Origin of the sequence: Leucobacter komagatae, assembly GCF_000834055.1 — a bacterium.
Lineage (GTDB): Bacteria > Actinomycetota > Actinomycetes > Actinomycetales > Microbacteriaceae > Leucobacter > Leucobacter komagatae_A.
Map to the genome: position 1 here is coordinate 151,196 of NZ_JXSQ01000001.1, position 23,451 is coordinate 174,646.

The 23,451-nt window shown below is 67.9% G+C and carries 23 protein-coding genes; 9 read left to right on the forward strand and 14 right to left on the reverse strand.

The annotated features are described in order from the left end of the window. Positions 1 to 48 precede the first annotated feature (48 nt). Both SD72_RS00700 and SD72_RS00705 read right to left on the reverse strand, forming a co-directional pair. Positions 49 to 771 carry an NRDE family protein gene (locus SD72_RS00700; protein ID WP_042542503.1) on the reverse strand — a complete coding sequence of 241 codons (723 nt, stop codon included), beginning with the start codon at positions 769 to 771 and terminating at the stop codon, positions 49 to 51. Between the two features lie 108 nt (positions 772 to 879). Beyond that, positions 880 to 1,566: a MerR family transcriptional regulator gene (locus SD72_RS00705; RefSeq protein WP_042542504.1), complete on the reverse strand. Its 687-nt coding sequence runs from the start codon at positions 1,564 to 1,566 to the stop codon at positions 880 to 882. A gap of 96 nt (positions 1,567 to 1,662) precedes the next feature. Between SD72_RS00705 and SD72_RS00710 the strand changes: the two genes are divergently transcribed. Then, entirely contained in the window at positions 1,663 to 2,079 is a 417-nt protein-coding gene (locus tag SD72_RS00710; RefSeq protein ID WP_042542505.1) for a hypothetical protein, read from the forward strand. A gap of 61 nt (positions 2,080 to 2,140) precedes the next feature. Here SD72_RS00710 and SD72_RS00715 read toward each other — a convergent pair whose 3' ends face one another. The 3 genes from SD72_RS00715 to SD72_RS00725 are packed head-to-tail and all read right to left on the reverse strand — an operon-like array spanning position 2,141 to position 4,574. After that, the gene (locus SD72_RS00715; protein ID WP_042542506.1) at positions 2,141 to 2,788 is read right to left on the reverse strand and encodes a response regulator; all 648 of its coding nucleotides are present in this window, start codon (positions 2,786 to 2,788) and stop codon (positions 2,141 to 2,143) included. Next, entirely contained in the window at positions 2,785 to 3,939 is a 1,155-nt protein-coding gene (locus SD72_RS00720) for a sensor histidine kinase (RefSeq protein ID WP_042542507.1), read from the reverse strand. The genes SD72_RS00715 and SD72_RS00720 overlap by 4 nt, the downstream gene beginning before the upstream one ends. Positions 3,940 to 3,950: 11 nt before the next feature. Then, on the reverse strand, positions 3,951 to 4,574 hold the full coding sequence (locus SD72_RS00725) for a hypothetical protein (protein ID WP_052492349.1): 624 nt from the start codon (positions 4,572 to 4,574) through the stop codon (positions 3,951 to 3,953). A gap of 130 nt (positions 4,575 to 4,704) precedes the next feature. Between SD72_RS00725 and SD72_RS00730 the strand changes: the two genes are divergently transcribed. From SD72_RS00730 to SD72_RS16690, 3 genes are all read left to right on the forward strand, one after another. Beyond that, complete coding sequence (locus SD72_RS00730) at positions 4,705 to 6,213, forward strand: bifunctional phosphopantothenoylcysteine decarboxylase/phosphopantothenate synthase (RefSeq protein ID WP_042542508.1); 1,509 nt, start codon at positions 4,705 to 4,707, stop codon at positions 6,211 to 6,213. A 45-nt stretch (positions 6,214 to 6,258) separates the two neighbouring features. Further along, positions 6,259 to 6,735 (forward strand): hypothetical protein, encoded by a 477-nt coding sequence (locus SD72_RS00735; protein WP_042542509.1) that lies wholly within the window; start codon positions 6,259 to 6,261, stop codon positions 6,733 to 6,735. 116 nt (positions 6,736 to 6,851) lie between these two features. Next, on the forward strand, positions 6,852 to 7,718 hold the full coding sequence (locus tag SD72_RS16690) for a MerR family DNA-binding transcriptional regulator (protein ID WP_052492350.1): 867 nt from the start codon (positions 6,852 to 6,854) through the stop codon (positions 7,716 to 7,718). 102 nt (positions 7,719 to 7,820) lie between these two features. On the opposite strand, the gene aztD is transcribed toward SD72_RS16690, so the two are convergent. The 4 genes from aztD to aztB all read right to left on the reverse strand — a co-directional run bounded on the left by aztD (position 7,821) and on the right by aztB (position 12,357). Further along, on the reverse strand, positions 7,821 to 9,068 hold the full coding sequence (gene aztD / locus SD72_RS00745) for a zinc metallochaperone AztD (protein ID WP_042542510.1): 1,248 nt from the start codon (positions 9,066 to 9,068) through the stop codon (positions 7,821 to 7,823). A 69-nt stretch (positions 9,069 to 9,137) separates the two neighbouring features. Then, positions 9,138 to 10,253 carry a metal ABC transporter substrate-binding protein gene (locus tag SD72_RS00750; protein WP_052492351.1) on the reverse strand — a complete coding sequence of 372 codons (1,116 nt, stop codon included), beginning with the start codon at positions 10,251 to 10,253 and terminating at the stop codon, positions 9,138 to 9,140. After that, the gene (locus tag SD72_RS00755; protein WP_042542511.1) at positions 10,250 to 11,500 is read right to left on the reverse strand and encodes a hypothetical protein; all 1,251 of its coding nucleotides are present in this window, start codon (positions 11,498 to 11,500) and stop codon (positions 10,250 to 10,252) included. The genes SD72_RS00750 and SD72_RS00755 overlap by 4 nt, the downstream gene beginning before the upstream one ends. Continuing rightward, complete coding sequence (aztB, locus tag SD72_RS00760; protein WP_042542512.1) at positions 11,497 to 12,357, reverse strand: zinc ABC transporter permease AztB; 861 nt, start codon at positions 12,355 to 12,357, stop codon at positions 11,497 to 11,499. Before aztB ends, SD72_RS00755 begins: the two co-directional genes overlap by 4 nt. A 55-nt stretch (positions 12,358 to 12,412) precedes the next feature. On the opposite strand from aztB, the gene SD72_RS00765 reads away from it, so the two are divergent. From SD72_RS00765 to SD72_RS00780, 4 genes are read left to right on the forward strand one after another with little or no spacing between them, the layout of a single operon-like run. Further along, on the forward strand, positions 12,413 to 13,063 hold the full coding sequence (locus SD72_RS00765) for an ATP-binding cassette domain-containing protein (RefSeq protein ID WP_232299594.1): 651 nt from the start codon (positions 12,413 to 12,415) through the stop codon (positions 13,061 to 13,063). Continuing rightward, entirely contained in the window at positions 13,060 to 14,058 is a 999-nt protein-coding gene (locus SD72_RS00770) for a permease (RefSeq protein WP_042542513.1), read from the forward strand. Before SD72_RS00765 ends, SD72_RS00770 begins: the two co-directional genes overlap by 4 nt. Beyond that, positions 14,048 to 14,818: a TIGR03943 family putative permease subunit gene (locus SD72_RS00775; protein WP_052492353.1), complete on the forward strand. Its 771-nt coding sequence runs from the start codon at positions 14,048 to 14,050 to the stop codon at positions 14,816 to 14,818. Before SD72_RS00770 ends, SD72_RS00775 begins: the two co-directional genes overlap by 11 nt. Further along, positions 14,808 to 16,142, forward strand: a complete 1,335-nt coding sequence (locus SD72_RS00780; RefSeq protein ID WP_042542514.1) for a hypothetical protein — start codon at positions 14,808 to 14,810, stop codon at positions 16,140 to 16,142. Before SD72_RS00775 ends, SD72_RS00780 begins: the two co-directional genes overlap by 11 nt. Before the next feature lie 93 nt (positions 16,143 to 16,235). Here the strand turns inward: SD72_RS00780 and SD72_RS00785 are convergent, their stop codons facing one another. The 3 genes from SD72_RS00785 to SD72_RS00795 form a co-directional block, all read right to left on the reverse strand. Continuing rightward, the gene (locus tag SD72_RS00785) at positions 16,236 to 16,451 is read right to left on the reverse strand and encodes a DUF3107 domain-containing protein (protein WP_042542515.1); all 216 of its coding nucleotides are present in this window, start codon (positions 16,449 to 16,451) and stop codon (positions 16,236 to 16,238) included. A gap of 123 nt (positions 16,452 to 16,574) precedes the next feature. Next, on the reverse strand, positions 16,575 to 17,324 hold the full coding sequence (locus SD72_RS16695; RefSeq protein ID WP_052492354.1) for a hypothetical protein: 750 nt from the start codon (positions 17,322 to 17,324) through the stop codon (positions 16,575 to 16,577). 157 nt (positions 17,325 to 17,481) lie between these two features. Then, positions 17,482 to 17,976, reverse strand: coding sequence for a hypothetical protein (locus tag SD72_RS00795; RefSeq protein WP_042542516.1), 495 nt, complete (start codon positions 17,974 to 17,976; stop codon positions 17,482 to 17,484). Between the two features lie 190 nt (positions 17,977 to 18,166). Here SD72_RS00795 and SD72_RS00800 point away from each other — a divergent pair, with 190 nt between their 5' ends. Beyond that, positions 18,167 to 18,748: a TetR/AcrR family transcriptional regulator gene (locus SD72_RS00800; RefSeq protein ID WP_042542517.1), complete on the forward strand. Its 582-nt coding sequence runs from the start codon at positions 18,167 to 18,169 to the stop codon at positions 18,746 to 18,748. A 58-nt stretch (positions 18,749 to 18,806) separates the two neighbouring features. Here SD72_RS00800 and SD72_RS00805 read toward each other — a convergent pair whose 3' ends face one another. After that, positions 18,807 to 20,213, reverse strand: coding sequence for a CoA transferase (locus SD72_RS00805; protein WP_042542518.1), 1,407 nt, complete (start codon positions 20,211 to 20,213; stop codon positions 18,807 to 18,809). A gap of 531 nt (positions 20,214 to 20,744) precedes the next feature. Beyond that, positions 20,745 to 23,384 (reverse strand): penicillin acylase family protein, encoded by a 2,640-nt coding sequence (locus SD72_RS00810; RefSeq protein WP_084766648.1) that lies wholly within the window; start codon positions 23,382 to 23,384, stop codon positions 20,745 to 20,747. Positions 23,385 to 23,451 lie beyond the last annotated feature (67 nt).

Sequence of the window (23,451 nt, forward strand, 5' to 3'; positions counted from 1 at the left end):
ACGCTCCCCGCCCGATCTGCGCGGTTGCCGCTCGGCGGCGACATCGCGTTAGGCCGTGACGAAGCTCGGGCTGCCCCAGCGGCCTGGCTCGGTGAGCTCAGCCCACTCGAGATCAACTGCGGCATCCGATACGTCGGCGACGCAGGTGAGGAGCGACAGGGTCGGGTAACCGAGCGGCCGATTGTCTCGCACGATCGCGCGGTCGTCTGTTGTGCCCAGCTCGGACGTGCGCCCGAGTAGCCCGAGCCACTTGGCTTGCCATTCGTTCGCTGCCGCGCCTGCAAGCTCCCTGAACTCCGGAAGCCAGCGCTCGATCCGCTCCGTGCGGGGGTCATCGACGTCGTGATGGGCGAGCATGTGTACCCCGGGGGTGAGCTCCTCCCGGCGGAGCGCGACACCGTCCCAAGCGGTGACGGTCGCGCGCGACCCGACGACCTCGACGAGGGAGAACGGCGCGGAGGTCGGGGGATCGGTGAGTGTGCCGCCGGTAACCGAGGCAAGCACGAGCCCGCCGCGCGAGCTGAAGCCGCCAGCTGGTTCGGCCATTTCGGCAGCCCGGTTCACGATGACCGAGAGCTTGCCCGCCGCGGGGGAGAACGCGAGCCACGCGCCGTTTGCGCGGCGGTCGCGCACTCCGAGCGTTCCAGGGTGCTCGTCTGGCCACCACTCACCTGGCGGATCCCAAGGGCGATTCGGGTCCTCGTCACGCACGGCGAGCACGCGGGTGGGTATTGAATCGTCTGAGGGAACCTCGATCACGACCGTACACATGGATCCAAGTGTATCGGCGGTGCGCGCGGTGGGGCTGCCTGTTCGGGAGCGGGGAGCCGGGGCGTTCACCCGCGCCGGTTCCGTGTCGTCAGTTGCCGGCCAGCACTGTCACTCGGTCGCCCGCGGTGCCTGCGAGGGAGCTTCAACGGCGGTCTCAGCAAAGTGGCGATGCAGGAGCCGGCGAATGGCGAGGATCACGGGCTCGAACAGGGTTGTGCCGAGAACGGCGTATTCGATGGACTGACGCGCCGTCATGCTGGGGACGGGGGTGACCTCGTTTTCGGCGAGCTGCCGCAGTGAAGCACCGTAGCGGGCCGCGGTGTCTGGCGTCCACGCAAGCCCCGCACCGAGCACGGCGGTGATCGCGTCATCGAGCTGCCGCGTCGCTGGGTACTCAGGGTCGAAGGTGAGTCCGAGCGCTGCGACCGCTTCCCGCGCGTATGTGAGCTGCGGAGGTGGGGGGCCTTCGGGCGATGCTCCGTCTTCTCGGCCACGGCGTGCGTCCGACGGTGCGGCGTATGGGGGCAGGGCTGCCACTGCGTGCCCCATTGCCTCGATGACGCCGTAGTCGTCCCAGTTGTCGATGATGGCGAGGATCTCGCGCATGCGTGCGATGGGTAGGCCGGGGACGGATGCGAGCGCGCTGATCACGCGGAGTCGGTCGCTGTGGCCCTCGCCGTACTCGGCCCTGGTTGCAGACACCGGTGTGCCCTTGGGCAGTAGCCCCTCCCTGATGTAGAACTTCACGGTCGGCAGGGGCACGCCAGTTACCTCTGCCAGTTCTGAGATTTGCATGCGCGTGCCTCCTGTCGCGGCGCCACGTTGGCTCCTTGACTTAGATAGTAGCGGTATCCGATAATTGGATACCGCAACTACCTAATTGAGGTAGGTATGAGTCCAACGATCGCAATCGTCTCGGGCGTGACGCTGCTGACCATTGTCGGCATCGAATCTGGTGGCGCCTTCCTGCTGCGAACACTGCGCCGCAGCTCAGGCTTTACCGATTTGCAGCGCTCCTTTTTCCGGGCCGGGCACGCCCACGCTGGGGTGCTCGTTATCCTTGGCCTGACCGTATTGCTGTTGCTCGATGCCGTCGGCGTGAATGCCACGCTGCAGTGGTCGGGCGTCGGGGTGCTCGCCAGTGCCATTCTGCTCCCCGCAGGCTTCTTCCTCAGCGTGCTCGGGCCGCACGCGAGCAAGCCGGGCCCGCTCGTTGGGCTCATCTGGGCAGGGGCGGCGGTGCTCGCACTCTCGCTCGTCGTCGCAGCAGTGGCAATCGTCGTCGCGGGGGTAGCCGGCCTCGCGTAGCGGCGGATCGCACGGCAGCCGGGACGTTCACCCGTGCCGCGGCGGCGCTCGGCGAGCGTGCCTATTCGGCGGGGCCAGCGAGCGCAAGCGCGAGCCGCACTGCGTCGGCTCGGGAGTGGAGATCAGCTTTGGTGAAGAGATTGTTGATGTGCGTCTTCACGGTGGCCTCAGAGATGCTGAGGGCGGCCGCAATGTCGCCGTTGCGTAGCCCCTGGCCGATGAGGTCGAGGATCTCTCGCTCCCGCGAGGTCAGCTGCACCGGAGCGGGCGCCGGGACCATCGGACGGCGCGACGCGAGCGCGAGCAGGCGCAACTGCACCCCCGGATCGAGCACAGCGTTACCCGCTTTTGCGCTCTGAACCGCTTGGAGGATGACCCCTCTGTCCGCATCTTTCGTGAGATACCCGCGCGCCCCAGCCTGCAGCGCACTGAGGATGGAGGCGTCGTCTTCAAAGCTGGTGAGCACGACGACGGCGAGGCCCGGATGCTCGGCGGTGAGCGCAGCGGTAGCGGCAACACCTCCCATGCCAGGCATGTTCAGATCCATGAGTACGACATCGGGGGAGAGCGCCGCAGCCTGCGCCAGGGACTCCTCGCCCGTTGCCGCCGTCCCAACGACGCTCACCGCCGGATCAAGGTCGAGCATCACAGCGAGGGCGTCGCGGATAGCTGTTTGATCGTCGACGATAAGGAGACGTGTCTCGCTCATAGGGGCAGCTCCAGTGTCACGATCCATCCGATTCCATGCGGCCCCGGTCCGGTGCTCAGCGTACCGCCGAGCAGCGCCGCACGCTCTCGCATCCCGATGAGGCCCATGCCCGAGCCCTCGCCAGCCGCGACAGCTGGTGCCGCCCCGCCGTGGGCTGGTGTGTCGGCGACGGTGAGGCGTACGCGGTCAGGCTCGTATGCGAGCGTGAGCTGAGCTGCGGCGCCCGGAGCGTGGCGGCGGATGTTTGTGAGCGACTCCTGCGCGGTGCGAATGATTGCCTGCGCCATCTCGACGCTCAACGGTTGAGGGTCGCCGGTGAGCGCAAAGTCGGCGAGCGATGCCGTTGCGAGACCCTCGATCGTGGTGGGGAGTGGGAGCGTGTCCTCGCGGAGCGCATGAATCGCCCGGCGCGTTTCCGCCATGCCGCTGACGGCCATGCCACGCGCGCGCAGCACGGCGCCGTTCGCCTCATCATCTCGATCGGATGCGTGAAGCGCGTCCGCCATGTCGAGCTGCATGGCAATGCCGGTGAGGGAATGGCCAAGCACGTCGTGAATCTCTCGAGCGATACGGCCCCGCTCCTCGAGAGCTGCCGCTCGGGCTTCCGAGGCTGCCGCCCTTTGGCTTTGCGCGGCGGCCTCGCGCGCAGCGGCGAGCGCGTTCGTGCGATCCTGTCGGGCGATACCGGCATACACCGGCAGCCCAACGGTCAAGCCAACCCACCACGGGATGAAGCCGTCGATGAGCCCGAACGCTGGCAACAGCCAGGCGCTCAGCGTCGCGACGACGGTTCCGATGACAGCAACCGCGAGTGCGTGCCGCCGGGAGGTGAGACGCTCGCCTGCGCGGTTCGACGCGAAGTATGCGAGCGCGACCGCGAGGCCGCCGGGTGGGAGGGCAAAGACGACGCCGCTCACGGCTGCGAACGCCGCGAGCGGCCAGAAGCCATGGAAATCCCATGCGCGCTGCGTGAGCTTTGCCGCGGTTCCCGTGACCATGAGGAGGGCGACAGCAGCGAGCGTGACCGCCCACGTAAACACCTGGATCGACTGGGGAGGGAGCACGAAGAGCTGCGCCACGATGAGCAGAACAAACAGCACCATCGTTGCCGGGCGGATGATCCGATCCGCCGCGCTTGAGTCCGCCACCATGCCCCCATTCTTCACCTCATCTCACCGATCGTGCCAGCCTCGCCCGGCATGCCGCCGTGCTGCTCGAGGCGCTGCTGCTTCATATTGTCGAGAAACGGTGACGCGCGATGCTCCGCGCCATCCTTGCCGCGATCCCAGATGATCTGGCCGGGAACCCGCAGCGCCTTCGCCAGCACGATGATGCCCTCCGCGAGCATGCTGACACCCAGGGTGAGCATCGGACCAGTGGTGACTGCGTGTTCCGCTGTGGCGTCGAGCGTCCCGAGCAGGTATCCGATGCCGAACTTCGCGGCGAAGGTGACGACCCACAGCGCTACGGTCACCGCCGTGTAGCGCATGTGCACGAGCCCGTTCGCTTCGTAGACGCGGACACTCGCGCCGCGAATGAGCCCCATCCCGACACTCACAACGGCGGTGAGCCCGAGGAACTCGATCGCGGTCGGGCTGGTGAACACCTGCCAGCTCTGGCCGACGCCAACAACGGCGTAGATGATGGGCAGCAGCAGCATGCGCTTGCCCTGCGCCGGTTGACCGGCCAAACGCTTGAAGATGAGGTATCCGACGAGGACAACTACGAGCGCGATTTCGAAGACACCGTTCACGGTGTCACCTCCCTGGTATTCGTTTTCTGACACTCCCAACGTTAGAAACCAGTGCGCGTTTGCGCCTCGGGCAGGCGCCGTATCTTTGGGTGGAGAAATATCTCCACCCTCGCCCTTGGCAGCGGGAGCGGAGCTTCTCCGGTCGCCGTGCAAAGATGGGGGCGTGAACATTGTGCTCGGAGTGAGCGGCGGAATCGCCGCATACAAAGCTGTCGCCCTCGCCCGCCTGCTCGTCGAGGCCGGGCACGACGTCCACGTCGTGCCAACCGCCGATGCGCTGCGCTTCGTCGGACAACCCACCTGGGAGGCGATCAGCCGGCACCCGGTGACCACGTCGGTGCACGACGACGTCCCCGAGGTGCGCCACGTCGCCCTGGGGCAGAACGCCGATCTCGTGGTCGTCGCGCCAGCAACGGCGAACACGCTCGCGCGGATGACCGCGGGGCTCGCCGACGACCTGCTCGGCACCACGCTGCTCGCGACCCGCGCACCCGTGCTCGTTGCGCCCGCGATGCACACGGAGATGTGGCAGCACCCGGCGACGCAGGACAACATTGCGATCCTCCGCTCGCGCGGCGTCGCGTTCGTCGGCCCCGAGAGCGGCCGGCTCACCGGCGATGACAGTGGTCAAGGGCGCATGAGCGAGCCGGCGGACATCTTCGCCAGGGTCCAAGAGATGCTCGGCGGGCTCACCGGCAGCCGCGCGGACAGCGATGCGGGTGCTGGCAGCGGCACAGGCATTGATGCCGCTGCCGAGGCGACCGGGCTACATAATCAGGTCGACGCGGCCGAACCGGCGGCAGTCGTTGGCGGCGGAGTGAGCAGCCTCGCCGGCGTGCCACACCCCGAGGTGACGGGCGCGACCGCCGACCGGGACTGGGCGGCGGACGTCACCGGGCAAGCCCCCGAAATCGAGCCCGCTCCAGCAGGCGGCAACGTCGACCACGCCGCACGCGCGGAGGGCGACCTCGCGGGCGTGCGAGTACTCGTGACGGCGGGTGGCACCAGGGAACCGATCGACCCCGTACGCTACCTCGGCAACCGTTCGAGCGGGAAGCAGGGCGTTGCCATCGCGGCCGCGGCCGCGGACCGCGGGGCAGAAGTGGTGTTGCTCGCCGCGAACATTGACGGCGCCGTGCTCGCTGAGGTCACGGGGGATCCCGCGATCCGCGTCGTGCCAGTGAACACAACCGCTGAGCTCGACTCGACAGCGCACGCAGCAGCGAAGGGCGCGCGCGTCGTAGTGATGGCCGCGGCCGTCGCCGACTACCGGGTAGCCGACGTCGCCGACCAGAAGATGCGCAAGGAAGACCTTACCGGGGGCGCGCCGACGCTCACGCTCGTTGAGAACCCCGACATTCTGGTGAGCCTCGTGCGTGACCGGCAAGACGACCAGGTGATTGTCGGCTTCGCGGCCGAGACCGTCGACAGCGAAGACGAGCTGCTCGAACGGGGCAGGCGCAAGCTCGCACGCAAGGGCGTCGACCTGCTCGCAGTCAACGCAGTCGGGTGGAGCGAGGGCTTCGAATCCGCGGACAACGATGTGCGGGTACTCAACTTCGACGGCGACATTGTCGCTGCCGTCGCAGGCTCAAAGCGTGAGGTGGCAGATGCGCTCCTCGACGCGGTCGGCGACGAGCTTGACCAAACCGAGAGTGCGCTCGTCGACTAACTGCCCTGCCTCCGCGAACCGACAGATCACCAACGGAAGGAACGTATGGCACCCTCAACCCGCGGAACATCCCTGCCGGCCTGGCGGTTGATCCTCCCGGTCCTGTGGTTCGGCATGGTCGCCGCGATCTCCTTCATTGAGGCACCGCTGAAGTTCCAGGCGCCTGGAATCACGATCCCTCTCGGTCTCGGCATCGGGCGCCTCGTCTTCTTCGCGCTGAACGTCGCGGAGGGCGCGATCCTCATCGCGCTCGCCGCCGTCACGCTCTGGCCGCGGCTTGCCCCCGCGCTGCGTGCGAGCCGTGCACAGATCGGCGCGCTCGCCGCCGTTGCGCTCGTGTACCTCGCGAAGATCCTGCTCATCAGGCCCCCGCTCAACGCGCGCACCGACCTCGTGCTCGCCGGTGCGGATCCAGGCCAGTCGCCGTGGCACTACGTCTACATCGCCGCCGACGTCACAACAATGGTGCTGCTCGCCGTGCTCGTCGTGCTCGCGGCGAGGCGGCTCGCGCCGCGAGCCTAGAAACGCCCCGAAAAGCCGACCCCGCTGCGGTATCCGCGGCCCGCTTGACCCTGCCCCTGGGGGAACGCCCACGCTAGAGGTGAGCGGCCGCCGGCCGCAGAAACGAGGAACTTCCCATGATGACAATCGGCGAATTCGCCGCGCTCACCGGCCTCACTCCGAAGGCGCTTCGGCACTACGACTCGAAGGGGATACTGAGCCCCGCGGCGGTGGATCCGCGCAGCGGCTACCGTGGCTACGCGTTCGGTCAGCTCCGGGCCGCCGGGCTCATCGGGGTGCTGCGAGCGGCGGACTTGCCGCTCGCCGTCGTTTCCGAGGCCCTCACCGCGGGCGACCCCCTTGGGACGTTGGCGAGGGAGCGCGAGCGGCTGCTTACGGAGCGCGAGGCGCAGGACGCTGCACTGGCAGCCGCCGAATGGTTACTCGAGCAGGGAAGCACCGCCGAGGTGCGACGGGAGCAGGTTGGGCCGCAGCGCTTCGCCTACCTGGATCTGCCGGAATGGCCCGAGCCTGCCGAAGGGGCGACGGACGCGGAGCGTGAGGCCCATGAGGCTGCCGGAACTCGCGAGGCGGATGCTGGTTTTGCGCGCGTGTTCGAGGCCGTGCGCGCTGCGGGAGGAGACGTGACCGGGCCGTGGTGGTTCCAGTATCTGGAGTCGGCGACGGGCGACCCCGATGCGACCCCGATGACGCTGCGCTGCGCGTGGCCGGTCGCGGGCGACTTCGGGGAAGCCGAGCGGCTGGGCGACGGCGTGCTGCTCGGGGTGCTGCCTGCGGCGACCGAGCTCTCCGTGGACATCCCGCACGGCATGACGCCGCCACAGGTGACGCTCCCACCTGGGCAGCTCGAGCTATTCGAGGCCGTCATCGAGGAGATCGGTGAAGAGCGGGCGACGCTCGAGGGGCTCCGCACTGTTGGCAGGCTCGACGCACAGGGGCAGCCGATCGGGCTCACGCTGCGTTTCGCGGTCGAAGCGGCGTAGGCCTCCCGCTGAACGCACGAAGTCCGTGTCACTTTGGGCCAGTCAGACCGCCATACGGCGGGTGAATGCTGGCCAAAGTGACACGGACTTCGCGGATTGTGCTTAACCGACTGCCACCGCGAGTTCGTTCGGCACGCCATCGAGCGTCGTCGAGGCAATCGTCTTCCCGGTCGCGAGGTCGACGGCGTGAATCGACTTCGTAGCCGGTTCAGTGACGTACGCGATGTCGCCGTCCGCGACGATCGCGGGGTGCGCGTCCTGCCAGTTCGCTGGGCCCTCCCACGGGGCGATCACGTCGAAGGAGTCGATGATCTTCCCGGTCTTCGGGTCGAGCACGTGGATCGCGCCGTCAGCCGACAGGATGTAGGCGTTGCCCTCGGGCCCGCGAACGACGTCACGGAAGGTGTAGCGCACGTTCTCCGGCAGCTCGGCGACGGTGAGCGTCTCCGCTGCGGTGTCGATGAGCGTCACCGCGCTGAGAAGGTAGCCTTCCGCGTCTGGATCGTTCTTGTAGTCGCCAACGACGAACGGGCTGTCGTCTGCGGCGAACGCGTTCCCCATGCGGCCGAACGCGTCTGGCGCCGTGAGCTTCGTGAATGAGCCGTTCTTGAACAGCAGCGCGCCGTCCTCGCAGCCGAACACGGCGACCTCGTCGCGCGCGGTTCCCTCGCCGTGAATGCCAGGGCATTCATCTGAGGTGGCGTGCTCGTGCCAGTGGTCGTCGTGTCCTTCGAGCGCGAGTGCACCCGTGCGGCCCTCGTCGGTGCCGACCGTGGTGAGCAGTGTGCCGTCAGAGAGCTCAATCGAGACGCCGTGGTGTGGCGCGTCTGCCTCGTACGTGCGCGACGCTGGCGCGTGACTGTCGTCCTTCAGGAGGGCGTCCGTCGCGAGAACAGTGGTGTGGCCCGTTCCGTCGTCGAAGAGCATCGTTGAGCCGTCGTGCCTGACGACGTGCCCTGGCGTCGTGGCCGGGAAGACGAGCCCCGTGAGCTCGGCGGAGTCAGCGTCGAGCACTTCAAATCCCTGCGAGGTGCTGAGGAGCAGGTGCTTGCCGTCGCCGAAGGCGTTCAGGCGGGTAAACTCGTCGGTCTTGAGCGAGCCGATGGTTGCGAAGTCGCCCCCGTTGTTCGCGCCGCTCGACAGTACGGTGACGCCGCCGGGCGTTGACACGGCAAGCCGGGTGTCGTGCGCTGCGGGCGCCGCCGCGTCGCTGCCCGGCTGTGCCGGCTCGCTCGACGGGGTCGCGCTGCACGCTGCGAGCACGGCGACGCCGAGCCCGGCAGCGGCCGCTGCGATGAATCGGGAGCTGCGCGAAGTGCGGGCGGCAAGCGATCGTTCGGTGTGTTTCATGGGTTTCCTTACTGGGTTGGTCTTGTGTGGACTGGGGTTGTGAAGCGACGTGGGAGCGAAGCGGCGTGCTCAGCCGCCCGTGCCCGGCGTGCGAGTGCTCGACTCATGGCCGCTGCCGAGCTCGGGAGTGAGCCCCGCGACGATGCGCTCAGTGTTTGCCTGCAGCATCTCTGTGTAGCTCGCAGCGCCGCCGCCATCGGCTGTGAGTGATTCGGTGAAGAGCGCCACGACCTGCACGTCGATTCCGGCCTCCTCCGCGAGCACGCGCATCAGCCGGTCTGGTGCAGACGTTTCGGCAAAGATCGTGGGCACTCCGGCCGCGGTGATGGTGGTGACGAGGGCGCTCAGATCGGCGGCGCTCGGGGCCGCAAGCGTTGTTCCGCCTGGGATTGCGGTGCCGAGCACGCGGAAGTCGTAGCGCTTCGCCAGGTACCCGAACACGTGGTGGTTGGTGACAAGGGCGCGGCGCTCGGCCGGGATGCCGGCGAACCTCTCGGCGATGGTCGCGTCAAGCGCCGTGAGCTCGGCAATGTACGCGGATGCGCGCGCCTTGATCTGGTCGCGCGCATCCGCAGTCATGCCGGGAAGGGCGGTGATCGCGTCGGTGAGGGCGCGGGCAACGCTGACCATCTGCGTCGGGTCGGTCCAGAAGTGTGGATCGGGGGTTGCCGCGTCGCCTGTGTGCGCGGCACCGTCACGGGAACCGTCTGCGGTGCCCGCGTCGGCGCTGTCGGCGCTGCCCGGGGTGCCGGCGTCGGCCCTGTCGGCGCTGCCCGCATCGGCGCTGCCCGCATCGTTGCTGTCGTGCGCGTAGGAGAGGACATCGACGTGGTCGCCCGCGACGAACTGTGTTCCGCCAGCAGCGATGACGCGATCGAGATGCTGTTGCAGCCCCTCCTCAAGGCCGAGCCCGTTCGACACCAGCAGGTCGGCGCGATCCATCGCCGCTGCCTGCTGCGCGGAGATCTCGAAGGAGTGCGGATCGGCGTTGGGTTTCATGAGCGTCGTGACCCGCGCCGCGTCGCCGACGATCTCGGAGGTGACATCACCGAGGATGTTCGTGGTGACGACGATCTGCACGCCGTCGCTCGGGGGTGCAGCCGCTGCGCAGCCCGCGAGGGACAGCGTGAGCGCGGCGGCCCCGGCGGCAGCGATCGCGGCGAATCCGCGCGAGCGGGCGCTCAACGGCCCACCACAGCGACGAAGTCCGGGGCGGTCGCCGGCACAAGCGTGCGGGCGATGCGGGCGTTGTCAGCGAAGTCGATCTCGAACACCGTGCCGAGCGCTGGCGCGTTGAGGTATGCCCTGCTGGCGTCCACCGTGAGGCTGATCTTGGCGAGCGCAGCCGTCTCGAGGTCTGCCTGGTCGAGGAGCGGCGCGGTAGCCGCAATCTCGGCGCCGTCGCGGAAGACACGCACGCTGCCCGAGTCGTCGAGCGCCACAATATGTTGGTCGTCGTCTCCGACTGCCGTCGCGCGGATGAGCGTGCTGTCGCTAGCGATCCAGTTCCACGCGAGCGATCGGGCGTCAAAGAGCCAGCTCCCTGAGCTTCCGTCTGGCGCGGTTGCCGCACCTGCAAGCAGCGGCCTGCCGGTGCGCCCGTCGAGCAACGCCGGGGCGTGCGCGCCACCTGCCGGGAGGGGGACAGTGGTGAGCGTCGCGGCCTTGCCGTCCGCGGTTGCGACGACGGCGCCGTCTGCGCACAGCACGACGAGCCCCGCCCTGGTGGTGGTCGCCCCGCGCGGATCGTCGCACTCCGCGGTGGTGTCGCTCGGTTCCCCGCTACCGTCGAGAACGCGAAGCAGCGCCGATCCGCCGCCAGCGGCCAGCTCTGAGACGACGGCACCGTCGCCGAGCGGTGCCGCGACGCCGGTGTGCGGTGTGCGCGTTACCCGGAAGCGTTCGACGATGCTTCCCGCGTGCAGGGCGGCGTTGTCGAGCAGCACCGCCTCGCCAGAGCCGGCGAAGAAGACCCCGGTTGACCCGGCGGTGGACAGTGCGCCCCCGGTGACCGTGGCTGCGCCGTCGCCCGCCACGGTGCCGAGCTGTGCCGGCTCAGCAGAGTAGTAGTGGAAGTGATCGCCGTGATCCCAGGTCCACGCGCCGCTGTCGGTGACCGTCACCCCGGCCCCGGAATCGCCGAACACGTAGCGACCGTCGGTTGCAACGCGCTGCGGTGCCTGGATAGCGCCGATGCTGCGCTCGCCGCCGTCGAGCAGGTCGAGGAGTGCAGTTTCGCCTGTCGTGGTGACGGTGAGCAGGGCGAGCTGGGGCTCCGCTTCTTCCGTCGCCCCTGCGATGTCGCCGTGGCCTGCCGGCTCGGTTGCTGCGGGGTCTGGGGAGTCGGTGGCGGCCGGGCTCGCAGCGCACGCCGCGAGCGCGATGGGGAGCGTCACACCGACAGTGAGTGCGAGGAGGATGTTGTGCTTCATGGGGTGCCTTCTGTGTTCGGATTGAGATTGCTGTGCCGCTGGCGTCTGGCGAGGGCGGATCTGCACAGGTGCGAGAGCCCAGCCGTTGCGACGGCGCTCGCGGCGATCGTGGATCCGGCTGCGGTGCCGGCGCTCCAGGAGATCGCGAGGCCGGTGAGGACGGCGAGTGTTCCGAGGGCGGCCGCGAGAAGCATGCGCCCTGGGATCCGTCTGCTCCAGGGCTGGGCGGCGACGGCCGGGCCGAGGAGGAGGGCGACGACGAGGAGCGTGCCGACTGCCTGTGCTGAGGCGACAACGGCGAGGGTGACGAGGCCGACGAGTGCGGTTTGTGCGAGGCGCGGGCGGTATCCGAGGGTGTGGGCGATGCGGTGGTCGAATGCGAGGGCGATGAAGGATCGGTGGAAGACTGCTGCGAGGCCAATGGTGACCGCCGCGGCCCAGCCGATGAGGGTGATTTCTGCGCGGGAGATCGCAAGAATGTCTCCGAAGAGGAGGGCGGTGGTGTCGGTGGCGAAGCTGCCTGAGTGGGACACGATGATGACCCCGGTGGCGAGCATCGCGACGAAGAGCAGGCCGATGCTCGTGTCGTAGGAGAGTTTGCCGCGTCGTTGGAGCGCGGCGATGAGCGCGCTCATGGTGGCGGCCGAGAGGGCGCCGCCGAGTATTGGTGGGATGCCCGTTAGCGTCGCGATGGCGACGCCGGGGAGCATTCCGTGGCCGATTGCCTCGCCAAGGAACGCCATGCCGCGGATGACCACCCACGTGCCGACGATCCCGCAGATTGCGGCGACGATGGTTCCTCCGAGCATGGCTCTCACGAAGAAGGCCGTGCTGAGGGCGTCGAAGATCCAGGGCATGGAAAGAGACACTACAGATAATGAAAACCGTTCTCAACATGCTAGGTTGGTCTGCGTGTCTTCCCTCACCTTGATGCGCGCAAGCGCTCTCTACTATGCGTACGGCCACACGCCAGTACTCTCGGGCATCGACCTCGAGATACCTCCCGGGCGTGTCACCGCGATCGCCGGAACGAACGGCGCGGGTAAAACGACCCTCGTCGAGATCCTCGCAGGCGTGCGCATCCCCGACTCAGGCGTCGTCGACCGCCGCGCCACGGTCGTCCTCGTCGTCCAGCGGCCACACGTGCCAGACGAGCTCCCGCTCACGGCCGGCGACGTCGTCGCGCTCGGCGCGCAGTCCCCGGCCGCGCGGCAGCAACGGGGGCAGGGCAGACGCGCGCGAACCGCGGCTGTCGCCGCGGCGCTCGACCGGGTCGGGGCAAGCGAACTGTGCCCGATACCGTTCGCCGACCTCTCCGGCGGGCAGCGGCAGCGCGTACTCATCGCCCAGGGCCTCGCCGTTGGCGCCCGCATACTGCTACTCGACGAACCAGCAGCCGGCCTCGACGCCGATAGCCGCGCGCGAACACGTGAGATCCTCGCCGAGGAAGCCAGGCGCGGCGTCGCAGTCGCGTGCGTCACCCACGACAGGGACGACCTCGAAAGCGCAGACCGCGTCCTGTGGATCGAGGACGGCGCGGCACGGCTCGGGGTCAACGGGTGAGCGTGGCGCTCGGGCGACGCAGCCGCGCCGCGCTCGCCGCAGCTGGCGTGCTCGCCCTGCTGCTCGCCGTCATCGCGCTCCGCGCGTTCATGGGCGGTGGCGACGCGAACCTCGCCGCGCCGCTTCGCGACTTCGCGACGCTCTCGATCGCGGTCTTTGTTGAGTCGCTACCCTTCGTGATCCTTGGCACGCTGCTGTCGATCCTCGTGCAGATCTGGATCCCAGCCAGCTGGCTCGATCGCGCGCTGCCACGCAGGCCTGTGCTGCGCCGAGCGGCGCTATCGCTGCTCGGCGTTGTACTCCCGGTGTGCGAGTGCGGCAACGTGCCGCTTGCGCGCGGCCTACTCATGCGGGGTTTCAGCCCAGCAGAGGCCGTGACATTCCTGCTCGCGGCACCAGTACTGAACCCCGTCACGATCCTCACGACCTACCACGCCTTTGGGTGGGAATCGGGGATCCTCGTCGCCCGGGTGCTCGGTGGCTTCGTCATCGCAAACCTGCTCGGGTGGTGGCTCTCCACCCATCCGCGCCCCGAAACGATGCTCACCCAGGGGTTCCGCGCCAGCTGCGACCACGCTCAAGCCGACCATGGCGGAAAAGTCAGCAAGAGCGCCTCAGCGCTCGTGGCCGAGACCAGCGCGCTGTTGCCGGCGCTCGCGGTCGGCTCGGCGCTCGCGGGGGCGGTGCAGGTTGGTGTGCCACGCGGTGTGCTCGTGGCGCTCGGGGGCCACCCGCTCTGGTCAGTGCTCGCGCTCCTCGCGCTCGCCTTCGTTGTGTCAATCTGTTCCAACGTTGACGCCTTCTTCGTGCTCTCGCTGAGTGCGAGTTTCCTCCCGGGCTCGATCGTCGCTTTCTTGCTGTTCGGGGCGATGACCGATCTGAAAATGGTTGCCCTGCTTCGCACGACATTCACGACGCGAACCATTGTGCTGCTCGTCGCGCTGACCGCCGGATGCAGCACAGCGATCGGATGGGGAGTGAACCTTGTCTCGTGACGAATGGAAGGCGAGCTGGGTCGGCTTCGCCCTCTCGGTGCTTGGGATTGGGGCGATCATCTCGCTCGGACTCGCGGGCCGACTGAACTGGTATGTGCACCCAAGGTATGTGGTGTTCACGCTCACGATGGCGGTGCTTGGCGCTACGGCGCTCACCGCGGCGTGCGGCGTGCTCGCCGCCCAGCGGGCCGCAGAATCCGGCGACAGGCCCGGACGCCTTGTTCGGGTGAGCCGAATGGTGCGCGGCGTGGCGCTCGTGCTCGCAGCCGCTTGGGCTCTCGTGCTGCTCCCTCCTGCCACGCTCACCGCTGACAGCACCGCAAACCGGCCGCTCTCCGCGCACACCGGCGCGGCGGCTGCCACTGCTGGAAACGCAGAGGACCCAGGAGCAGGTCGCGCCGACATCGCAGACGAGCAACGGTCAATGGTCGACTGGTCGCTCGTGCTGCGCCAGCACGACGCGAGCCTCCTTTCGGGCCGCAACGCGAAGGTCCTTGGCTTCGTGACCGCCGACGCTGACGACCCAGAGTCCGTGTTCATCGTGACGCGGTTCGTGATCACCTGCTGCGCTGTCGACGCCCAGCCCATCGGTGTCCCCGTGTATCAACCCGACTGGCAGCGCTCCATTGCGGTCGACGACTGGGTCGAGGTGTCGGGGGTTTTTACCGAGAACCCGAGCGTGCTGAGCGCCTGGCCCGCCGCCGTCCTCCCGAGCGTCGTCGACGCTGTCGAGCAGCCGGAGGATCCCTATGTCAGCTAGTCGATTCCGCGCCCGTACCCTCGCACTGTGTGCCGCGGTCGCCGTGGCGGCGAGCAGCCTCGCCGCAGCGAGTGCGCTTCAGCCGCCCAAGCTCACCGCACTCGAATTCAGCCCGGCTGCGCTCACCGACACCGATACTGCCCGTGTCGTGCTGCGGTTCACGCAAACAGTTCGCGAGGTGCAGCCAGCCGACGTAACGCTCACCCCAAGCGTTGCGCACACCGTGTCAACAGATGGCGCCGCCGTCACCGTGCGCCTCTCCGAACGCATCGACTACGGGGCGAAGATCCGGGTGGAACTGCGGGTAGCGAGCGCGGCCACCGGATCCGTCGCCGACGTGACGCGTGCTGTGGCGGCGCAAGACATTCGCGTGCGCACGCTCGTGCGAGACGATGCGGGGGATCGCATCGTGAGCAACGATCTCGTTGGCGGCGCTCGGCCGCGCGAAATACAGACCAATCGGCGCGTGCAGGAGTACGCCGGGCTCGACGACAGGGTGTTCACCGTCACGGACGCAGGTGGCGGTGCGGTTGAACTCGGCGAGTTCGGCGGGGGTGAACGCCCGTACACCCCACTCATCCCGGCGGAACTCGGGTCTCTCACGCAACTGCGCGCAGACACCACGGGCAAGTTCATCGGTGTCGTTGCGTCGGGTATTGAGCTCGCTGGCAGGCAGACGGAAAACGAACTGCTCGTCATGGATGCGCGCAGCGGCGTTGCGCCGCCGGTGACGGTCTCGGGTTCCGACGGGATCCCGCTTCGCGTGAGGGACTGGCGGTTCGTGCCTGGCGGTATTGGGGTAGCGGTATTGGACGAGGATGGCGAACTGTGGCTGGCAACACCGGCACTCGGCCGCGACCCAGTCCCTCTCGGGCCTGCCGATGGGATCGTCGGGTTCCTCCCCGATACGGGCGAGCTCGTCGCCGACCTCTCCGGGGTTGCGCGTGCCATCGACGTGTCGGGGCTCGTCTCTGGCGGCGCGGGAAGCGAGCGTGAAGCGCGTGTCGTCGAGCGGCACCTCCCCGGTGAGGTGTTCACCGCTGGGGGAGGCCGCGTTGCGCGAAGCGGCGACGCGCACCGGCTGCTCTTGATGATTGACGGGGCGGAGCAAGAGGTGTTTGCTCCAACGCACAGCGGGACGAGGATCGGGGCGATATGCCCCGCACCGAACGGATCGGTTGTCGCGGTCGAACTCATCTCGGCCGGTGCAGAGCCAGACGCGCGACCCGTGCTCCCGGCCTTCCGCGGGACGACGACGGTGTACATCGACGCGCATGGCGGCGAACTGCGCAGTTCAATTGGGTTCGCGCCCGACTGGTGCTGAGCGCCACGCTGTGCCACCAGCCTGAGAAATCGGGCGCTATACACAGCAGCGCCTCACGCCGGGGTTCCCGGCGTGAGGCGCTGTAGTGCGGTGTTAGCTGACGAATCCGACCTTGCGCGACGTGTCGCTACCGAGTTCTACGTAGGTGATTGCCTCGCGGTTCACAAGGAACTTGCGGCCCTTGCTGTCCGAGATCGAGACGATCCCGGTCGATTCGGCCTGGATGAGAGCGCTGAGTTCGTCAGCGGTGGCCTCGGTCTCGAACGAGAGCTCGCGCGCTGACTGGTTGATGCCGATCCGTACTTCCACAGTTGCCTCCTGGACAATTCGTGCTCGGTTACGGCCGAAACCGCAACTCTTCCTGTTCCGAGTGTATGGCTGCGGGCCGGGCCTGCGCCGCAAATTGTGGTGTCGTTCGCCGTCAGCGCAGCACTAGCGCCCGCCAGCCACACCGTCGCGCTCCTCGAGCCACGCGCCGGTCACGCGAACCTCCCCGTTCCACGGGATGTCGCGCTCGTACGCGATGACCCTGCTGTCGGCGCCGTAAATCACCCAGGTGTAGCGGCCGTTCTCGTGGACCGTCTTCACTTTCATGCCCCGCAGTGTGTGCTCGGTGCCTTCGGCGTCGAGGATGGTCTCATCGTGTGTGTCCACCCACTGCACGGTGAGACCCGCAGCGTAGTCGGCATCGACGCGGTTGAGTAGCGCAAAGGCGTCGCGCTCGGCCTGCTCCGGTGTTGGTAGCCGGCCAGCATCGGAGTCGGGGAGTCGGAAGTCGATGTAACCCAAGATGTCGCCCTCGGGGGTGCGGGCGACACTGACCTGCTCGCCGCCAAGCGGGATGTCTGGCTGCGATTGGAAGCGAGTGACGACGACGGGCAGGCCGACGGTCTCTCCGGTGCGCTCGCTCACCTGGCTGAACCCCTCCGGGAGGGGGATGCCTGGGAGGAGCTCTTCGGTGGTGTCGTCGGATGGGGCGGCGGGTGCAGGATCGGCCGATGGCTGTGACGCGCGTGAGCTCTGCGCGGTGTCGCCGGTTGTCTCGGCTGCGGCTTGCCCGCCGGAGCTATTGATGGTGGACCACGCGACGGTCGCGGCCGTGACCGCGAGCGCCGCGGCTGCGACCGGGATCCACACGGTTGGTTTGCGGAAACGGGAGGGTGGGCGGTTTGATTCGGACACGGGGCCTCGTTTCAGTGGGTGTGCTTCCCCTTTTCGTGAAATCTAACATCCAACGCTACCGTTGGCAATGCTCGTTTCCCGGGAGTGTTGTTGTGCTCGGCAGCACGGACGCCAGCCGTGAGCGCCCGTCGCGAGTGTGCCGAGCGGCGAGGTGTCGCTAGGAGGGCCCGAGTCGCAGGCGGCGCTCGCACTCGGCGCGGGATCCGCTTCCCGTGGCCGTGCCCGAGGCGACTTTGTGGTCGTCGATGAGGATCTCGCAGCTGACGCTCTTGCCCGCTTCCGGCACCTCGATTGAGGCGGTGACACCCCTGAACGGCAGGAAGGCGTCGGCCGTAATTCGAAATTCCTTACTGAAGGGCAGCTCGACGCTGTCCTCCCTGTAGCTTGTTCCGCTAGTGGGGGAGTCGACGTCGACGCGTGCGGAGCTTCCGGTGTCCGTGTCTCCTTCGAACCGCACCTCGATGACGATGTCGGGTTCCGTTGGCTCGACGTTAGGGTCGGAGAATGCGCCGGAGACGCCGCTCGAGACTCCCTGCACGACGCCGTCGACAATGCTGCACCCGGTGAGTGTGGTGAGTGTGGTGAGTGCGGTGACCGCAAGCGCGGCCGCCCCGGCGGCGCCGAGGAGGGTGTGTCGTGTTGGGGTGCGCATGCTGGCGTCGCCTCCTTGGCGGGTGGTTCTTGGGGTTTCGGAGGGTCGGGGCTGTCGTGATGGGGTGGTCTGGGTCGTGGTTGCCGAGGGGTGAGTGCCGCGTGTGACGGCGCCCCGCGGTGGTATGGCCCGGGTAGTAGCACGACCGTACTACTGGATTAACGTAGCACGACTGTGCTACGTTTGTCGCGTGAAAGGTGTATTGGATCGCGAGGCTCGAAAGGAGCAGCTCGCTGAGGCCGTGTGGCAAGTGATTCTCGAACGCGGGGTCGGTGCCGTATCGATCCGCACCGTTGCCGAGCAGGCGGGTCTCGTCGTCGGCTCGCTCCGCTACGTGTTCCCATCGCGAGCCGAGCTGCTGACATTCTCCGCCGATCTCATGGTGCGCAGGGTAACCGAGCGCGTGCGGGCGGTCCCCGACCCCGGCGACGCGCTCGAATACGCGATAAACGTCATCGCGCAGCTACTCCCGCTCGACGCCGAGCGGCGAGCGGAGCTGGAGGTAAACCTCGCGCTCATCGGGGAGGCGCCAGCAGAGCCGGCCCTCCTCAGCATCAGGGACCACGCCCACCGCGAGCTGCAGGCGGCCAGTATGGGCCTCGTGCGGCTCGTGTCAGACGACTCCCATGGAATCGACCGCCTGTTCGTGCACGCGAGGCGGCTCCACGCGCTCGTCGACGGCGTCGCGATCCACCTGCTCCATCGTGACCCAGAGGAGGGCGAGTGGGCGCTCGCGCTCATCCGTGAGGAGCTCGAGGCGATCGCGCAGTGAGAGCGAAGCCGGGGCACCAGCCCCGGGAGCGCCCAGCGCCTCTGGGCGGGGCCGCACGTTACCAGCTGGCGGGATCGCTTCCGAGCGGCCGAGCTGGCCTGTCCGTGGAAAAGGAGACACCGGACACGGTGAGGGGTGCTCGCAGGCGGCGCGCCTGTCCCCACGCGGTGTGCTCGACGCCGGGAGCGAGGTCTTCCGCGGTCTCGGGCAGTAACGACGCAGTGTCGTCGGTTGGCGCCGCCCGCGCGAGAAGGCTGGCGGTTCTCGCGAGCGAGAGCGTGGCGCGCGTGCCGTGTCCGGCGCGGCGTTGCTCGGCAATCGCGCGAATCGCAGCAGCAGCCATGAGGTATCCGGTTGCGTGATCGAGTGCCTGAACGGGGAGCGGGGTCGGCCGGTCACGGCCAAGCTCGCGCATCCCCGTCTCCGCGATCCCGGTGCTCATTTGCACGAGCGAATCGAAGCCGCGACGCGCGGCGAACGGCCCCGTTGAGCCGTAGGCGGTGAGGGCAACCTCCGCGAGCCCTGGGCGCGCGCGTGCCCGCGTGGCCGGGTCGAGGCCGAGCCCGTCGAGCGCGCCGGGGCGGTACCCGTGGATGAGCACGTCTGCCTCAGCGATCAGCCCGATGCACCGCTCGTAGTCGGCTGACCGCCGCAGATCTAGCCGCGCGGAACGCTTGCCGAGGCCGACATCGGGAACAAGGCCCGGTTCGTCCCACCATGGCGGATCGATCCTGAGCACATCCGCGCCGAGGAGCGCAAGGAACCGCGTGGCAACGGGGCCTGCGAGCACACGGGTGAGGTCGAGCACGCGAACGCCAGCGAGTGGCCGGGCTGGATCAGGGGCAGGGCTCGAACGCGGCCCCGCAGTACCTGGCTCGACCCTCACCAGCGGCTCCGCTGCTACGCTCCGGCCCGCCGCGCTCTCCGCCCACGCCTGTGGGCTGCGCATCACCGCCGCGCAGCCGCCAGCCGCAATGACTGCTGCTTCGAGCTCCGCTGCGCGCCACGCAGCTACTGCCTCGGAAACAAGGCCCCGGTCGGCCGCGACGCCGAGTACTGAGAGCGCTGCCGCGCGGTGCGCGGGGACATTCGTGTGCAGGCGCAGCCAGCCGTCCGACGCCTCGTAATCACCGGCAATGGCGTCCCACGATGGCGGTGGCTCCCAGCCAATAGGGCGCAGCGACGAACCAAACCAGAGTGAAGCGAGCCGGCGGTCGACGCTCACTGCCGGGGCGCCCTGCGGCCGCGTGCCCGTCTCGTTCGCACCGAGCAGCTCGCTCACCGCCAACCCAGCAGAGGCGACCGCTGCTGCGGCGAGATCGGTCACGCGGTACACGGATGGCAGTGCGCCGACGCCTGAGAACTGCACCGTCGAGGCGAGCCGCTCGCCGACGATTGCTGCGAGCACGCCCGCTGCGCCCGCTGCGCCCGCTTGGTCGCGCTGTGCTGTGCCGGATCCTGTCATTTGGAACTCCCTCAGCCGCCGATCCCTCGCGCCAACGGGCCCGGAGGTGGATCTGTGATCCACACCTCCAACGTACCCGCCCAGCCAGGCTTCGTGTGGGTGCCGGCGTGTGTGGGCGCCGGCGTGTGTGGGGAGCCGGCGTGTGTGGGGAGTCAGTGCGTGTGGGATTCGCCGCGTACCTGCAGCCGCTCGTATCGGGCGCAACCCTCCTGCGATAACTCAGGGATCTGCAATAGCTATCGCCCTTCGGGCCGGATCCGTCCTCGTTTCGGTAGATCTGAGAGTTATTGCAGCGCGGTTGCGGGGGAGGGGCCGCGACACGGGACGGGTTGCGACACGGGTCGGGCTGCGACACGGCGAGGTGCGCGGCTGCAACAGTGCTGCGCGCGGCTGCAACAGTGCTGCGCGCGGCTGTAGGGGTGCCGGGGTGCGCATCCACGCACCCCGGCACCCCACAGAACGCCTCTGCAGAAACCCCCTGTACAACCCTTCTGCAGAAACCCCCTGCAGAAACCCTGTCGCCCGGCTCCCTTACTTGGCCGGGGTCAGCGTGAGCGTGTCCTTGGTCGCAGCCGCGATCGCCTCAGGCGTGTAGGCCCACGCGTACTGCTCGCCGGAAGCCCAGCCGTCGACCTGATCCGTGTAGTTCTTGTGGAAGGCGTGGCCGCTCTGGCCGGTGAGGTTTTGCCAGGTCGACGCATCCCAGTCGGAGACGTCGATGACCATGCGCATCGACGGAACGGTCTTCGTGGCGTAGCCCTCGCCGAGGCTCCAGCCCGTCGCGTTCACGACGCCGGATCCGCCGGAGGAGTCGTACGGGCCGCGGTTGAACAGCGCCTCGATGGGCGCGATGCCGCTCTCGCCGAAGGTGCCGTGCGTGAGCGTGATCGCGTGGAGCTTTCCCCAGTTCCACTTCTCGGGGTTTTTACCCTGCAGCTTGGTGAGCTCGGCGAGCGCGTCCTCGGCTGCCCCGGTGAGCAGCTCCTGCTGGCTCGTCGAGCCGCCCCCGGTCCACCAGTCGGACTCCGGGGTGTCGAGCTGCAGCGCAAACATGCGAGCGAAGCGAGACTGGTCGTCGCGCGGAATGTCTCCGCCGTGCCCGGCCACGAGGCGCTCGGTGACGTTCTCCCACAGCACGTTTGCGAACGCAGCTGGGGCGGAGTTAATCGCGTTCTGACCGTCCCACGAGGCGAGCAGGTCGAGCGCTGCCTGCAGATCCGCGTCGTCCGAGCTGACGGAGGAGTAGGCCTGCTTGAGCGCCTTGGCTGCCGGCATCTGGTTGTCCATGTGGATCGCGGCCATGTCCTCCGCGCTCACCGGTCCGGCAGCGATCTTCTCTTCGAGTAGCTCGACGATGCGGGCTGCGCGGTAGCCGTAGTCCCAGTCGCGACTGAGGAAGTGGGCGTAGTCGTCGTTCACGATCGCGTTGTTCGCGGTGACGATGTATCCGGCCTTCGGGTTGTAAGACCATGGCTGCTCCTCGAAGGGAATGAAGCCCTGCCAGTCGTACTGGCTGCTCCAGCCTGGCGTGGGGAGGTAGCCCTCCTGGCCCTGCGCCCGAATCGGGAGCTTGCCGGGAGCCTGGTAGCCGATGTTCCCCTCCGGGTCGGCGTAGATGAGGTTCTGCCCCGGCACGTCGAAGTTGCTGGCCGCCTCGCGGAAGTCCGTGAAGTTCTCGGCCCGGTTGAGCATGAAGATCGCCTCTGGGGTTGATCCGGCGTCGAGCGCCGTCCACCGGAGCGCGAGCGCCGCCTCACTGTAGGGCATCGTGCCGCCCATATCGCCAGGGCCAACGGGCAGGATCTTGCCCTCGGGAGTCTCCGCTCGCGGTGCCTCTGCGATCGCGGTGAACTCTCCCGTCAGACCGGAGACGATGGGGCCGTGACCGGTCTCGCGGACCGTGAGCTCAACGTCGTCGCCCCCGGCAACCTTGATGGTCTCCTCACGCGTGGTCATGTCGTGCCACTCGTTGTCGTACCAGTACCTGTCGCCCTCGACGCTCTCGACGAACAGGTCGGCTACGTCGGTGGTGAGGTTCGTGAAGCCCCAGGCAATGTCTTGGTTGTGGCCGATGACGATGCCGGGAAGGCCTGAGAAGCTGAAGCCGGCGACGTCGAACGGGCACTCAGGCGAGACGGTCGAGCAGCGCAGCTGCATCTGGGTCCAGACCGACGGGAGCGCTGCTCCGAGGTGCGGATCGTTCGCGAGGAGGGGCTTGCCAGTCGCGGTGTGTTCGCCAGAGACCACCCATGAGTTTGACCCGATGCCCTCACCCTGTGAAGTGATCAGTGAATCGACCTTGCCGAGGAGCTCCTCGAGCGGTGTGAGATTGAGTGATTCGATGAGCTTATTGAACTGCTCCTCGACAAACGTCGCACCCTGCTCGAGCTTGCCGACGGCGACGACTCGCCGGCCGGCCGGGTCGTCGGCGAGGATCACGGGGTGCTCCTCGAACGGGTAGCCGGGGTAGAGTTCTGTGAGCTGGTCGGCGTCGAGGAACTGTGCTTGGAGCGCACGCGCGGTCTCATCCTCGATGTTCGTTCGGAGATCCCACGCCATTGCTTTGAGCCAGGCGATAGAGTCAACGGGCTTCCATGGTTCGGGCTCGTAGCCTGGGTTCTGCAGGCCGAGCACTGCATATTCAAGCGAGAGCTTCGCGCCTGAGTTCTCCGCCATGTACGCGTTCACGCCAGCCGCGTAAGCCTCGTAGTATTCGCGGGCCTCCGCGCTCATGTTCTCGTATTCCTGCTCGGCTATGCGATGCCACCCGAGTGTGCGCAGGAACGAGTCGGTACCGACCTGGGATTCGCCAAACAGTTCTGAGAGGCGCGCGCTCGTGAGGTGGCGTCGGAAGTCCATCTCCCAGAAGCGATCCTGCGCGTGCACGTAGCCCTGTGAGAAGAACAGGTCTTCGCTTGAGTCCGCGGTGATCGTCGCGATGCCGCGCTCGTCTCGCTGCACCGTGACGTCGCTCTTTAATCCCGCGGCGGTAATGTTTCCCGTTGTGGTCGGGAAGGAACGCTGCACGGTCCAGATGCCGAGGCCTGCGGCGACGAGCGCGATGACGACGAGCACAGCGAGGATCCACCCCAGCACCCGTAGCCCCCGTCGTCTCTTCTTTGGCGTGCCGCTCGCAGTTGGCAGCGCGGTGGCATCAGCAGCCTGGGTCATCGTTCCTCCACTCTGAGGCCGTGCCAGTGCACGGAGTCGACTTTGAGTATGCCACACGGCGCACCCG

Bases quoted from the DNA above. Each gene is read 5' to 3' on its own strand.
- SD72_RS00700 (WP_042542503.1), bottom strand. From the start codon at position 771: ATGTGTACGGTCGTGATCGAGGTTCCCTCAGACGATTCAATACCCACC.
- SD72_RS00735 (WP_042542509.1), top strand. From the start codon at position 6,259: ATGGCACCCTCAACCCGCGGAACATCCCTGCCGGCCTGGCGGTTGATC.
- SD72_RS00810 (WP_084766648.1), bottom strand. From the start codon at position 23,384: ATGACCCAGGCTGCTGATGCCACCGCGCTGCCAACTGCGAGCGGCACG.
- SD72_RS16690 (WP_052492350.1), top strand. From the start codon at position 6,852: ATGATGACAATCGGCGAATTCGCCGCGCTCACCGGCCTCACTCCGAAG.
- SD72_RS00805 (WP_042542518.1), bottom strand. From the start codon at position 20,213: ATGACAGGATCCGGCACAGCACAGCGCGACCAAGCGGGCGCAGCGGGC.
- SD72_RS00720 (WP_042542507.1), bottom strand. From the start codon at position 3,939: ATGGTGGCGGACTCAAGCGCGGCGGATCGGATCATCCGCCCGGCAACG.
- aztB (WP_042542512.1), bottom strand. From the start codon at position 12,357: ATGCCCTGGATCTTCGACGCCCTCAGCACGGCCTTCTTCGTGAGAGCC.
- SD72_RS00705 (WP_042542504.1), bottom strand. From the start codon at position 1,566: ATGCAAATCTCAGAACTGGCAGAGGTAACTGGCGTGCCCCTGCCGACC.
- SD72_RS00755 (WP_042542511.1), bottom strand. From the start codon at position 11,500: ATGAAGCACAACATCCTCCTCGCACTCACTGTCGGTGTGACGCTCCCC.
- SD72_RS00715 (WP_042542506.1), bottom strand. From the start codon at position 2,788: ATGAGCGAGACACGTCTCCTTATCGTCGACGATCAAACAGCTATCCGC.
- SD72_RS00780 (WP_042542514.1), top strand. From the start codon at position 14,808: ATGTCAGCTAGTCGATTCCGCGCCCGTACCCTCGCACTGTGTGCCGCG.
- SD72_RS00710 (WP_042542505.1), top strand. From the start codon at position 1,663: ATGAGTCCAACGATCGCAATCGTCTCGGGCGTGACGCTGCTGACCATT.
- SD72_RS00795 (WP_042542516.1), bottom strand. From the start codon at position 17,976: ATGCGCACCCCAACACGACACACCCTCCTCGGCGCCGCCGGGGCGGCC.
- aztD (WP_042542510.1), bottom strand. From the start codon at position 9,068: ATGAAACACACCGAACGATCGCTTGCCGCCCGCACTTCGCGCAGCTCC.